This window comes from Acidovorax sp. SRI_002 (genome assembly GCF_057586455.1).
This window is the reverse complement of sequence record NZ_JBYCZW010000001.1, coordinates 770,863-783,728: the sequence shown is the minus strand read 5'-3', so window position 1 is coordinate 783,728 and position 12,866 is coordinate 770,863. Positions and strand designations below refer to the sequence as shown.

12 protein-coding genes are annotated in these 12,866 nt (G+C 64.4%); 7 read left to right on the top strand and 5 right to left on the bottom strand.

Features of this window, described 5'->3' with window-relative positions:
- Positions 1-130: 130 nt before the first annotated feature.
- From AC2YJX_RS03485 to AC2YJX_RS03455, 7 genes are all read left to right on the top strand, one after another.
- Positions 131-1,072, top strand: coding sequence for a histone deacetylase family protein (locus AC2YJX_RS03485; RefSeq protein WP_487255282.1), 942 nt, complete (start codon positions 131-133; stop codon positions 1,070-1,072).
- On the top strand, positions 1,069-1,554 hold the full coding sequence (locus AC2YJX_RS03480) for an acyl-CoA thioesterase (protein WP_121506093.1): 486 nt from the start codon (positions 1,069-1,071) through the stop codon (positions 1,552-1,554). The genes AC2YJX_RS03485 and AC2YJX_RS03480 overlap by 4 nt, the downstream gene beginning before the upstream one ends.
- 230 nt (positions 1,555-1,784) lie before the next feature.
- Positions 1,785-3,005 carry a nicotinate phosphoribosyltransferase gene (gene pncB, locus AC2YJX_RS03475; protein ID WP_176886269.1) on the top strand — a complete coding sequence of 407 codons (1,221 nt, stop codon included), beginning with the start codon at positions 1,785-1,787 and terminating at the stop codon, positions 3,003-3,005.
- A 115-nt stretch (positions 3,006-3,120) separates the two neighbouring features.
- Positions 3,121-4,533, top strand: coding sequence for a sodium:proton antiporter (locus tag AC2YJX_RS03470; protein ID WP_487255281.1), 1,413 nt, complete (start codon positions 3,121-3,123; stop codon positions 4,531-4,533).
- A gap of 169 nt (positions 4,534-4,702) precedes the next feature.
- Entirely contained in the window at positions 4,703-5,695 is a 993-nt protein-coding gene (locus tag AC2YJX_RS03465; RefSeq protein WP_487255280.1) for a 2-hydroxyacid dehydrogenase, read from the top strand.
- An 81-nt stretch (positions 5,696-5,776) separates the two neighbouring features.
- Entirely contained in the window at positions 5,777-7,303 is a 1,527-nt protein-coding gene (locus AC2YJX_RS03460; RefSeq protein WP_487255279.1) for a DNA recombination protein RmuC, read from the top strand.
- Positions 7,300-8,496 carry an MFS transporter gene (locus tag AC2YJX_RS03455; RefSeq protein WP_431149534.1) on the top strand — a complete coding sequence of 399 codons (1,197 nt, stop codon included), beginning with the start codon at positions 7,300-7,302 and terminating at the stop codon, positions 8,494-8,496. Before AC2YJX_RS03460 ends, AC2YJX_RS03455 begins: the two co-directional genes overlap by 4 nt.
- A gap of 39 nt (positions 8,497-8,535) precedes the next feature.
- Here AC2YJX_RS03455 and AC2YJX_RS03450 read toward each other — a convergent pair whose 3' ends face one another.
- The 5 genes from AC2YJX_RS03450 to AC2YJX_RS03430 form a co-directional block, all read right to left on the bottom strand.
- Positions 8,536-9,399 (bottom strand): LOG family protein, encoded by an 864-nt coding sequence (locus tag AC2YJX_RS03450; protein ID WP_431149533.1) that lies wholly within the window; start codon positions 9,397-9,399, stop codon positions 8,536-8,538.
- A gap of 121 nt (positions 9,400-9,520) precedes the next feature.
- A complete protein-coding gene (gene crcB / locus AC2YJX_RS03445) occupies positions 9,521-9,907 on the bottom strand; it encodes a fluoride efflux transporter CrcB (protein WP_431149532.1) in 387 nt (128 codons plus the stop codon).
- Between the two features lie 112 nt (positions 9,908-10,019).
- Positions 10,020-11,324, bottom strand: coding sequence for a TRAP transporter large permease (locus AC2YJX_RS03440; protein ID WP_121420421.1), 1,305 nt, complete (start codon positions 11,322-11,324; stop codon positions 10,020-10,022).
- A gap of 20 nt (positions 11,325-11,344) precedes the next feature.
- Positions 11,345-11,854 (bottom strand): TRAP transporter small permease, encoded by a 510-nt coding sequence (locus tag AC2YJX_RS03435; RefSeq protein ID WP_121420420.1) that lies wholly within the window; start codon positions 11,852-11,854, stop codon positions 11,345-11,347.
- A gap of 18 nt (positions 11,855-11,872) precedes the next feature.
- A complete protein-coding gene (locus AC2YJX_RS03430) occupies positions 11,873-12,856 on the bottom strand; it encodes a TRAP transporter substrate-binding protein (RefSeq protein ID WP_055402541.1) in 984 nt (327 codons plus the stop codon).
- Positions 12,857-12,866: the final 10 nt, after the last annotated feature.

Here is a 12,866-nt window from a genome sequence, read left to right as displayed (position 1 = left end):
GGTAAGTCATGTTGCAGTGCAGCATGGGTTGAATTTTAGGGGCTTCGTTCGCGATTGCAAGGGTTTTTTGTTGCGGTGCAGCAAATTAGGGACGGCCACCCAGAAATCCGCCCTTCGCCACAATCGCGTCATGCACGCCTATTACGCAGACCATTTTGTGCTGCCCTTGCCCGAAGGCCATCGGTTTCCCATGGCCAAGTACAGACTGCTGCGCGACCGGATTGCCCAACACCTGCCGGGTGTGTCGCTCCAGGTGGCCTTGCCCGCATCCGACCGCGAATTGGCGCTGGCCCATGCGCCCGACTACATCAATGCGATTGCCGACGGCACGCTGCCGCCCCTGGCCCAGCGCGAGATTGGGTTTCCCTGGAGCGAGGCCATGGCCGAGCGCGCGCGGCGCTCTGTGGGCGCTACCGTGGCTGCAAGCCGCGTGGCGCTGCACGAAGGGGTGGCGGGCAACCTTGCGGGGGGCACGCACCATGCCTATGCCGACAAGGGCAGCGGGTTTTGTGTGTTCAACGACGTGGCGGTGGCCGCCCGGTTGATGCAGGTGGAATGGGCGCGGGGAGGCGGCGGGCGCACCGCCCGGCCGCTTCAGGTGGCGGTGATTGACCTGGATGTGCACCAGGGCAACGGCACGGCGCACATCTTCCGGGGAGACCACAGCGTGTTCACGCTGTCGCTGCACGGGGCTCGCAACTTTCCGTTCCGCAAGGAGCCCAGCGACCTCGATGTCGAGCTGCCCGATGGCTGCACGGACCCTGACTATCTACAGGCCCTGGAGCAGGCGCTCGATACCCTGGAGCAGCGGTTTGCGCCCCAGCTCATCTTCTATCTGGCAGGTGCCGACCCCCATGAAGGTGACCGCCTGGGGCGGCTGGCGGTGACGCACGACGGGCTGGAGGCGCGCGACCGGCGTGTGTTCGACTGGGCGTGGCAGCGGCGCATCCCCCTGGTTTTTGCCATGGCCGGGGGTTACGGCCGCAACCTGGACGACACGGTGTTGGCCCAGCTCAACACCTGGCGCGTGGCCTGGCAGTACCACCAGCGCTGGCAGAATGTGCGGCCATGACTTTTGCCGCCAGCACCACCCCTGCCGCTGCGTCCGCACCGGCCGCCCGCCCGTCCCCGCAGCCGCGCAGCGCCTACCAGGCCTTTCGCTCCATCACCACACGCTGGGCCGACAACGACGTGTATGGCCATGTGAACAACGTCGTGTACTACAGCTGGTTTGACACTGCGGTCAATGCCCATCTGATCGACCAAGGCGTGCTCGATATCCATGCGGGCGGCACCATTGGCCTGGTGATCGAAACCCAGTGCAACTACTTTGCCCCGCTGGCGTTTCCGCAAACGGTGGAGGCGGGCATCCGCGTGGCACGGCTGGGCGGCTCCAGCGTCAGGTATGAGGTGGGCCTGTTTGCCCAAGGCGAGCCGCTGACCGCTGCCGCTGGCCATTTCATCCATGTGTATGTGGACCGCGAAACCCGCCGGCCGGTGCCCGTGCCCGAGGCGCTGCGCACCGTGCTGCAGGCTCTGGTGGTGCCCGGCTGACCGCGTGCAAATTGCCTGGTATGGTTTTGATAGCGCGTAACGCAACACAGATAGGCGCTGGCGCACCACAGGGCACTTAACCAGGCCAGGCGCTGTGCGGCGGCTGAAACCTGGCTGACGCCGCTGGCCTTGCGCGGTGCCAGGGCTCCCGATGGCCTACACTTTGTGGCTTCGTTGCCCGGTCTGAGGCCTTGGGAACGTGTTCGCGATTTCTGAGGCTTGCCCTGTCCATGATCATCACCAGCCTGCTCGACACCGACCTGTACAAGTTCACCATGATGCAGGTCGTGCTGCACCAGTTTCCGGGGGCGCAGGTCGAATACAAATTCAAGTGCCGCAACCCCGGCGTGCAACTGGCACCGTTTGCCAACGAAATCCGCGACGAGATCCGGTCGCTGTGTTGCCTGCAGTTCCAGGATGCCGAACTGGCTTACCTGCGGTCCCTGCGTTTCATCAAGAGCGACTTCGTGGATTTTCTCGGGCTGTTCAAGCTCAACGAGAAATACATCACCGTCACGCCCCAGCACAACGGCGAGATCGAAATCTCCATCCGGGGGCCGTGGCTGCACACCATCCTGTTCGAGATTCCGGTACTGGCCATCGTCAATGAGGTCTACTTTCGCAACACGCAGAAAGTGCCCGACTTCCTGGAAGGCCGCCGGCGCCTGGATGCCAAGATTGCGCTGCTGCAGGGTGACGGCCTGTCGGATCTCAAGATTGCCGACTACGGCACCCGCCGGCGTTTTAGCCGCGCCTGGCACGAAGAAGTGCTGCGCGTGCTGGTGGCCCGCCTGGGCACGGGCGACCGCCGTCCCGGCGCACCGGCAGGCCCCGGCCAGTTTGCGGGCACCAGCAACGTGCTTTACGCCATGAAGCTGGGCGTGACGCCCTTGGGCACCATGGCGCATGAATATCTGCAGGCCTGCCAGGCGCTGGGCCCGCGCCTGCGCGACAGCCAGGTCTTTGGCTTTGAGATGTGGGCCAAGGAGTACCGGGGGGACCTGGGCATTGCGCTGTCGGACGTGTACGGCATGAGCGCTTTCCTGCGCGACTTTGACCTTTACTTTTGCAAGCTGTTTGACGGCGCGCGGCATGACAGTGGCGACCCGTTTGCCTGGGGCGAGCGCCTTTTGGACCACTACCGCAAGAACCGCGTGGACCCGCTGACCAAGACGCTGATCTTCAGCGATGCGCTGACCGTGCCACGCACCATCGAGCTGTACCAGCAGTTCCGGGGCCGCTGCCAGCTGGCGTTTGGCATTGGCACCAATCTCACCAATGACCTGGGCAGCCCGCCGGCGCACGAGCCGCTGCAGGTGGTCATCAAGATGACGCGTTGCAACGACCAGCCTGTGGCCAAGCTGTCGGACACGCCGGGCAAGGGCATGTGTGATGACGAGAAATACCTCGCCTACCTGCGGCAGGTGTTTGATATCCCTGCGACAGCGTAGCCGCGCTGGCGCTCGGAAGCGCCCAGAGGTTCCGTGAAGTGCCACGATGTGCTGTGAAGTACGTCAAACCGCCGTGAGGCGCACCGATTTTTATAACTGGATGGAGACACAACCCATGAAACTCTCGCGCGGGCTGGCAGTGGCCGGTCTTTTGGCGGCACTGCCCGGCTGGGCCCTGGCCGCCGACATCGATGGCAGCACGCTGTCCGTCCTCTGGGGCGTTCCATTCGCGGGCATTCTGCTGTCGATTGCCCTCATGCCGCTCCTGGCGCCGATCTTCTGGCACCACCACTTTGGCAAGGTGGCGGCAGCTTGGGGGCTGGCGTTTCTGGTGCCGTTTGCCATCACATTCGGCCCCGGCATGGCGGGCGTAAGCCTGGTGCATGCGCTGGTGGCGGAGTACATCCCGTTTGTGATCCTGCTGACTGCGCTGTTCACGGTGGCGGGCGGGATTTTCATTCGCGGCAACCTGCATGGCAGCCCGGGGCTCAACACCACCATCCTGGCCATTGGCGCCGTGCTGGCCAGCTTCATGGGCACGACCGGGGCGTCCATGCTGCTGATCCGCCCCCTGATCCGCGCCAACGACAACCGCAAGCATGTGGCGCATGTGGTGGTGTTCTTCATCTTCATCGTGTCCAACGCCGGTGGCTCGCTCACGCCGCTGGGCGATCCGCCGCTGTTCCTGGGCTTCCTGAAGGGCGTGGATTTCTTCTGGACGGTGAGCCACATCTTCCAGGAAACGCTTTTCCTCGTGGGTGCGCTGCTGGTCATCTTCTTTGTGCTCGATTCCTGGTACTACCGCCGCAGCGAAGAAGTGGTCACGGCCGACCCCACACCCGACAGCCGGGCCATCGGCTTTGATGGCAAGGTCAACTTTGCCCTGCTGGGCGTGGTGGTGGCGCTGGTGCTGGTCAGCGGCTTCTGGAAGTCGTCGGTGGCGTTCAACATCGCGGGCACCGACGTTGGCCTGCCTGGCATCGTGCGCGACGTCGGTTTGGTCATCGTCACCTTTGTATCCCTGTGGCTCACGCCCAAGAAGGTGCATGAAGACAACCAGTTCGGCTGGGGGCCGATGCAAGAGGTGGCCAAGCTGTTTGCGGGCATCTTTCTCACCATCATCCCGGTTATCGCCATGCTCAAGGCGGGCGTCAACGGTCCGTTTGGCGCCGTTGTGTCGGCCGTGACCCGCGCAGATGGTTCGCCCGACCCGGCCATGTATTTCTGGGCCACGGGTGCCCTGAGCTCGTTCCTGGACAACGCCCCCACCTACCTCGTGTTTTTCAACACTGCGGGCGGCGACCCTGCGGTGCTGATGACCACCCTGGCGCCCACACTGGCTGCCATCTCGGCAGGGGCCGTGTTCATGGGGGCCAACACCTACATCGGCAACGCACCCAACCTCATGGTCAAGGCCATCGCCGAAGACCGGGGCGTGAAGATGCCGAGCTTCTTTGGCTACATGCTGTGGTCGGGGGGCATCCTGGTGCCGCTGTTTGTCGTTATGACTTTCATCTGGTTTAGGTAGTGACCATCCCCTTGAGCGGCGCGCCGCTTCCCCCTTCTCTCATCGCTGCGCGATGGGAAGGGGGACGCCACCAGTGCGGCGGGGCTGCCCTTGCACGGTGGCCGCTGGTGCGGGCCGCGCCAGTTGCAAGGTAGGGTAGCCGTATCGATACATTGGAGACTGAAGATTCATGAGCAAACCCCGCATCCTGGTCGCGCGAGCGATCTTCCCCGACATCGTGGACCGCCTGCGTGAGCACTTCGACGTGGAGGCCAACCCCGACGACGTGATCTGGACCCCTGCCGAGCTGGGCGTGCGCCTGGCGGACAAGGACGGAGTGCTCACCACCGGCAGTCAGCGTATCGACGCGGCGTTGCTGGCTGCGGCGCCGCGCCTCAAAATCTGCGCCAACATGGCCGTGGGCTACAACAACTTTGATGTGGACGCGATGACGGCGGCGGGCGTGTTGGGCACCAACACCCCCGACGTGCTGACCGAGACTACGGCCGACTTCGGCTTTGCGCTCTTGATGGCCACGGCGCGCCGCATGACCGAGAGCGAGCATTACCTGCGCGCTGGCAAGTGGACGAAGTGGAGCTACGACATGTTCGCGGGCAGCGACATCCACGGCAGCACGCTGGGCATCATCGGCATGGGTCGCATCGGGCAGGGCATTGCCAAGCGCGGCGCGCATGGCTTTGGCATGAAGGTGTTCTATCACAACCGCTCGCGCCTGTCGGCTGACCTGGAAGCCGAATGCAAGGCCACCTACGTGGGCAAGGAAGACTTGCTGCGCACGGCCGACCATGTGGTGCTGGTGGTGCCGTACAGCGCAGCCTCGCACCACACCATTGGCGCGGCCGAACTCGCGCTGATGAAGCCCACGGCCACCCTCATCAACATTGCGCGTGGCGGCATTGTGGACGACGCGGCGCTGGCCGTGGCGCTGCGCGAAGGCCGCATTGCCGCGGCGGGTCTGGATGTGTTTGAAGGCGAGCCCAGCGTGCACCCCGACCTGCTTACCGTGCCCAACGTGGTGCTCACGCCTCACATCGCCAGCGCCACGGTGCCCACGCGCCGCGCCATGGCCAACCTGGCGGCGGACAACCTGATTGCCTTTTTGGGCGGGCGTGCCCCCCTCACTCCGGTGAACCAGCCCGTGCCTGGCCTGCGGGCGCAGTAACGCCGGATTTATTAAGAGAAATTGGCCGCTAGCGCTTGATAGATAAGCGCTGGCAGCTATCGAAACCATAGTAATCCTTCCTTGACTACCGATACCCTCGTTCTGCTGGCCTCACTGGCCCTGGTGTTCATCGCGCTCGCGCTGCTGGCGCTGCGCCGCCCCCGCGTGGATTTGCCGCCCGAATGGCTGGCCCGCCTGCAGGCGCTGGAGCGCACTGCTCAGGCCACCCAACTGGCCGTGGCCAAGAACGATGGCGCGCTGGATGGCATGGGCCAGCAGCTGCGCGGCTTCACCCAAACCACGCAGACCACGCTGGAGGGGCTGCGCCACGCGGTCGATGAGCGTTTGACGCAGGCGGTGGCCGAATCGCGCAACGGCCGTGCCGAGCTGTTGGCCGCCTTTGGCGTGTTCGAGGCGCGGCTGGAGCAGCGCCTCACGGCCCTGGACGCAGCCACGCGCCTCACGCTCGATTCGCTCAAGAGCGACACCCAGTCGCAGCTGGGGGTGATGTCACAAGCGCTCAAAGACCAGCTCGAAGCCAACAGCTTTCAGATCAAGAACCAGTTTGCGGTGCTGCAAGACGCGGTGTCGCAGCAGCTCACCGGGCTGGTGCAGGGCAGCCAGCACAATGCCGAACAACTGCGCACGGCGCTCAACGAGCGCCTGGCCGCCATCCAGGCCGACAACGCCACCAAGCTCGAAGAAATGCGCCGCACGGTGGACGAAAAGCTCCACGCCACGCTGGAGCAGCGCCTGGGCGAATCCTTCAAGCTGGTGAGCGACCGGCTCGAACAAGTGCACAAGGGCCTGGGCGAGATGCAGACCTTGGCCGGCAGCGTGGGCGACTTGAAGCGTGTGATGACCAACGTGAAGTCGCGCGGTACCTGGGGCGAAATGCAGCTCGGCGCCATCATCGACAATGTGCTTACCCCCGAGCAGTTCGCGCGCAACGTCAAGACCGTGCCAGGCAGCGATGAGTTGGTGGAATTTGCCATCCGCCTGCCGGGCAAGAGCGACGAGCACCCGGTGTGGCTGCCCATCGACTCCAAGTACCCGGTGGAGCAATACCAGCGCCTGATGGATGCGCAGGACGCGGCCGACAAGGCGGCCATCTTGTCTGCGGGCAATGCGTTCGAGACCTCGATCAAGCTCGAAGCCAAGAAGATCTTCGCGAAGTACGTCTCGCCCCCACACACCACCGACTTTGCCGTGCTGTACCTGCCCACCGAAGGCCTGTTTGCCGAGGTCATGCGCCGTCCCGGCCTGGTCGAGGCCGTGCAGAACGATTGCCGCGTGATGATCACAGGCCCGGCCAATCTGGCCGCCATGCTCAACAGCCTGCAGATGGGCTTCAAGACGCTGGCGATTGAAAAACGCTCGTCAGAAGTGTGGAGCCTTCTGGGCATGGTCAAGACCGAGTTCGCCAAGTTTGGCGATGTGGTGGAGGCCACCAAAAAATCCATCGACGCCGCCGCCAAGAAGTTTGACGAGGTGGGCGTGCGCACCCGCGCCATCCAGAAGCGCCTGCGGGATGTGCAGGACCTGCCTGCGCCAGGGGCCACCACCGTGCCGTTGCCGGGGCTGGACCCCGAGGACGATCCGCTGTGAACTGGGCACTGGCCCGGCTGATTGCCGCGCAGATCTGTGTGCACGGCAGCATGGCTGGCATGCGGCTGGCCGCGCCCCTGCTCGCGCTGCGCGAGGGCTACAGCGTGGCAGCGGTGGGGTTTCTGGTGGCGCTGTTCGCGCTCACCCAGGTGTTTCTGGCCCTTCCTGCGGGCCGGTTTGCAGACCGCCACGGCCTCAAGCGCCCGATGGCTTATTCGGTGGCTGTGGCGTGCATGGGCGCTGGGCTGGCGGTGGTGTTTCCGACCTATGCGGTCTTGTGCGTTGCGGCCTTGATGACTGGCGCCGGCGCAGGGGGCGCCACCATTGCCGTGCAACGCCACGCGGGCCGCGCCGTGCATGACGCCACCGCACTCAAGCAGGTGTTCAGCTGGCTGTCGATAGGCCCGGCGGTGTCCAACTTCATCGGCCCATTTGCGGCGGGGCTGGCCATCGACCATGCGGGTACCACCCCGGGCAGCCTGGAAGGCTACCGCGCGGCCTTTGCGTTGCTGGCGTTGCTGCCCCTGGTCAGTTGGTGGTGTGTGCGCAGCACGCAGGATCTGCCCGCTGCGGCTGCAGCCTCCGCCAAAGATGGCCCGCCACAGCGTGCCTGGGATCTGCTGAACGACCCACCGTTTCGCCGCCTGCTCATCGTGAACTGGCTCATCTCGTCGTGCTGGGATGTGCATGCCTTTGCGGTGCCGCTGCTGGGGCATGAGCGCGGCTTGTCGGCGGCGGTCATTGGCACCATCTTCGGGGCGTTTGCGATTGCGGCCACTGTGATCCGCGTGCTTATGCCCTTTGTGGCCAAGCACTTGCGCGAGCGGGGCGTAATGGCCGGCGCCATGCTGGTGACGGCCGTGTTGTTTGCGGTGTACCCCATGCTGCAAAGCGCCTGGGCCATGGGGCTGTGCTCGGTGTTGCTAGGCCTGGTGCTGGGCACGGGGCAGCCCATGGTGATGAGCCTGCTGCACCAGATCACGCCCTCACATCGCCAGGGCGAAGCTCTGGGTCTGCGCCTCATGGCCATCAACGCATCCAGCGTGCTGATGCCCCTGATGTTCGGATCGGCCGGGGCGGTGATTGGCGTGAGCGGCCTGTTCTGGGGGGTGGGCGCCGCAGGCCTGGGCGGCGCCCGGCTGGCGTGGCGCATCGGGGGCGAGAAAAAACAGCCGGGGCAGGGGCCGCGCTGAGTGCCGCTTGCCGTGCGGAGCCAGTAGGCAAAGAAAGGCCTACAGCTGGTAGAACGACTTGATCAGCTCCCACGCTTCTTGTGGGTCGTCGGTGTAGTGAAAGAGCTTGAGGTCTTGGGCGGAGATCGTGCCTTCTTCCACCAGCACCTCGAAGTTGATCAGCCGCCTCCAGTAGTCGGTGCCAAACAGCACGATGGGCACGGGCTTGGCTTTCTTGGTCTGCACCAGCGTGAGCACCTCGAACAGTTCGTCCAGCGTGCCAAAACCCCCCGGGAAGGCCACCAATGCCTTGGCGCGCATCATGAAGTGCATCTTGCGCAGCGCGAAGTAGTGGAACTTGAAGGAGAGCGAGGGCGAGATGAAGCGATTGCCGCTTTGCTCGTGGGGCAGGGCGATGTTCAGGCCGACGTTCAGTGCACCGGCTTCGTGGGCACCCCGGTTGGCGGCCTCCATGATGCCGGGGCCGCCGCCCGTGCAGATGTAGATGCGGTCTGCGGGGCGCTGGTGCTCGCTGTATTCCGCCACCACCTTGGCGAACTGGCGGGCGAGGTCGTAGTAGCGGGCGTTGCGCACGGCCTGCTGGGCACGCTGCAGGCGCACCTCGTCGCCACTGGCCTCGGCCTCGGCCAACTGGGCTGAGGCCTCGTCGGGTGCCACAAACCGGGCGCTGCCGTAGACCACCACGGTGTTCTCGATGCCTTGCTCGGCCTGGCCCAGGTCGGGCTTGAGCATTTCCAGCTGAAAGCGGATGCCGCGTGTCTCGCGGCGGAACAGGAATTCCGGGTCGGCAAACGCGAGGCGATATGCGTCTGCGTGCAAGGGGTTGCCGTTGACTGCGTGGTTCTGCAGTTCCGCCCAGGCATCGGCCAGGCGGCGTTCGTTGAGTTGGGTATTGGCGTCCATAAGAGACTCTTCGTGTCGGTCTGTGGGGGAAAAGGGGTGGGGCGAATGCTGCGGCCACCGGCTTGGGCAGCGTAATGCAATGGAGGATGAGGTGTAGAGAAAAATGGGCCCTTGGGCAAGTCTACAATGCGCGGGCTGCTATGAAATATGAAGCACTTTGTATGCCAAGCGCCGTCAGGCATAGCGACCCGAACAGGTGCAGTGCTGTAGTGCCCAGGGCCATGGCGTAGCGTTGCACCATCAACATTTCAACCACCTCGGCCGAGAAGCTGGAGAACGTGGTGAGTGCGCCCAGAAAACCCGTGACCAAGGCCAGCCGCCAGACGGGATCGATCTGGGGCAGGGCGTGAAAAACAGCCACACACACGCCGATGAGATAACCGCCCATCAGGTTGGCTGCCAGGGTTCCCCAGGGAATCAAGCCGCCCGGGCTGAGCCACAGGCCCAGGCGCCAGCGCGCCAGTGCGCCCACACAGGCGCCGATGCAGATGGCCAGAACATTGAGCATGGGGGGATTGTCACAGCAAATGAAGTCCCCCTGGGTCGCTTCGCGCCTTCCCCCAAAAGAGCAAAACGGAGTGACCCTGGTCTGGACCACACCCGTTTCGTATGCCGGCGGCTCAGCGCGCCGCCATCTGCTGCGGCAGCCAAGTGACGATGCCGGGGAAGATATAGAGCAGCGCCACGGCCGCGCACATCAGCAGGAACATGGGCAGGGCCACCTTGGCGATCCAGGGCAGCTGGCGGCCCGTCATTCCTTGCAGCACGAACAGGTTGAAGCCCACGGGCGGTGTGATCTGCGCCATCTCGACCACCAGCACAATGAAGATGCCGAACCAGATGGGGTCGATGCCCGCAGCCTGCACCGTGGGCATGAGCACGCCCATGGTGAGCACCACCATTGAGATGCCGTCCAGGAAGCAGCCCAGAATGATGAAGAACACGGCCAACGCGACGAGGAGCTGCCCCTGATTCAGCCCCAGCGACGCAATCCATTCAGCCAGGTGGCGCGGCAGACCGATATAGCCCATCGATAGCGTGAGAAACGCGGCACCGGCCAGGATCAGCGCAATCATGCAGTACAGGCGCGTGGCGCCCATCAGCGATTCCTTGAAGGTGCTCCAGCTCATCGAGCCCTGCACGGCCGAGAGCACCAGCGAGCCCACCACACCCACGGCTGCGGCTTCGGTGGCCGTGGCAAAGCCGGTGTAGATGCTGCCCAGCACCGCTGCAATCAGCAGCACCACCGGGATCAGGCTGCGCGACTCGGCCAGCTTTTGCGCAAAGGTCAGGCGCACGTCGGCGGCGGGAATCTGGTCGGGGTGCCGCAGCGCCCAGACCATGATGTAGCCTGAGAACAGGGCCGCCAGCAGAATGCCCGGCAGCACGCCCGCAATGAACAGCTGCGAGATGGACACTTCGGCCGATACGCCGTAGACGATCATGATGATCGACGGCGGGATCAAGAGGCCCAGCGTGCTGGCACCGGCCAGGGTGCCCACCACCATGTGCTCAGGGTAGCCCCGGCGTGTCAGTTCGGGCAGTGTCATCTTGCCGATGGTGGCGCAGGTGGCGGCACTCGACCCCGACACGGCCGCAAAAATCGTGCAGCCCACCACGTTGGTGTGCAGCAGGCGGCCCGGCAGGGCCTGTACCCAGGGGGCGAGGCCCTTGAACATGTCTTGCGACAGCCGCGTTCGAAACAGGATTTCCCCCATCCAGATGAACAGGGGCAGGGCGGTCAAGGTCCAGCTGGAGGCGCTGCCCCAGATCGTCACCGCCATCGCATCGCCAGCTGGGCGCGACGAGAACAGTTGCATGCCGATCCAGGCGACGCCCGAGAGGGTCAGCCCGATCCAGACACCGCTGCCCAGAATCAGGAACAGCGACAGGACCAGCAGGCCGGTAATGGCGAGATCACTCATGGTAGATGGGCCTGGTTGTCTTATTCATTGCGCAAGGCTTCGCCGGGATGGGCGTCGGCGCGTTTGTTCATCACCTCCAGCACCAGCTCGTCGATGAAGGCGATGGCCAGAATCACCGTGCCCACGGCCATGGCGATCTGGGGAATCCACAGGGGGGTGGCATCGCTGCCTGTGGAGATGTCGTGGAACTCGTGCGACTGCCAGGCCAGCTTGCAGCTGTACACCGCAAACAGCACGGCCAGAAGCGTGGCAATGGCCAGGGCCCAGATCTCAAAGGCCTTCTTTGCGCCGCCCTTCAAAAAGTTGAGCAGCAGCGTGACGCGGATGTGTTCGCCGCGCTTCAAGGTGTGGGCCAGCGCCAGAAAACCCGCAGCCGCCATCAGATAGCCTGCGTAGGCATCCGTGCCCGGCACGTGGAAGTGGAACTGCCGGCTGGCGATGGACAGCAGCACCATGCCCAGCAGGCCGACCATGAAAAGCGCCGCCAGGGCGGCGGCGCTGTCGTACAGAAAGTCCAGCAGACGACGCATTTGCGTGGATGCCCGAGCTTACTTGCGGTAGGCGTCAATCAGCGCCTTGCCTTCGGGGCCGGCCTTGTCCAGCCATTCCTTGAGCATGGTGTCGCCGACCTTGGCCATGTCGGCCTTCAGTGCGGCGGGCGGCGCTTCTACCGCCATGCCATTGGCCTTGAGCTTGGCGATGGTGTCGGTGTTGACCTTGGCGCTGGCAGCCCAGCCGCGTGCTTCGGCGTCGGCACCGGCCTTGAGCAGGGCGTCCTGGCTGGGCTTGTCCAGCGCGTCAAAGGCCTTCTTGTTCACCAGCACGGCGTTCTTGGGCAGCCAGGCCTGGGTGTCGTAGTAGAACTTGAGGTGCTCATATAGCTTGCTGTCCACGCCGGTGGCGCCCGAGGTCATCGTCGATTCGACCACGCCCGTGGCGAGGGCCTGCGAGAACTCTGCGGCCTGCACTGTCACCGGCTGTGCACCCACCAGCTCGGCAATGCGGGCGGTGGCGGGGCTGTAGGCGCGCCACTTGATGCCCTTGAGGTCGGCGGCCGAGGCCAGTGGCTTCTTGGTGTAGATGCCTTGCGGAGGCCAGGCCACGGCATACAGCAGCACCATGCCTTGCTCGGCCAGCTTCTTTTCAAGAAAAGGCTTTTGGGCGGCGTAGAGCTTCTTGGAGGCGTCGTAGCTATCGGCCAGGAACGGCAGGCCGTCCACGCCAAACAGTTGCCATTCGTTCTGGAAGTTGGCCAGCAGGATCTCACCCATCTGCGCCTGGCCGCCTTGCACCGCGCGCTTGATTTCGGGGGCCTTGAACAGTGCGGCGTTGGCATGCACCGTGATCTTGAGCTTGCCCCCCGTGGCCTTGTCTACATCGCCGGCCAGCTGCACCATGTTCTCGGTGTGGAAGTTGGTGGCTGGGTAGGCGGCCGCCAGATCCCACTTGGTCTGAGCGAATGCCGAGGTTGCAGACAGGCCCGCCGCCAGGGTCAGGGCGAGTGCGGTCACGGGGAAGATTCGACGCTTCATGGATATTGCT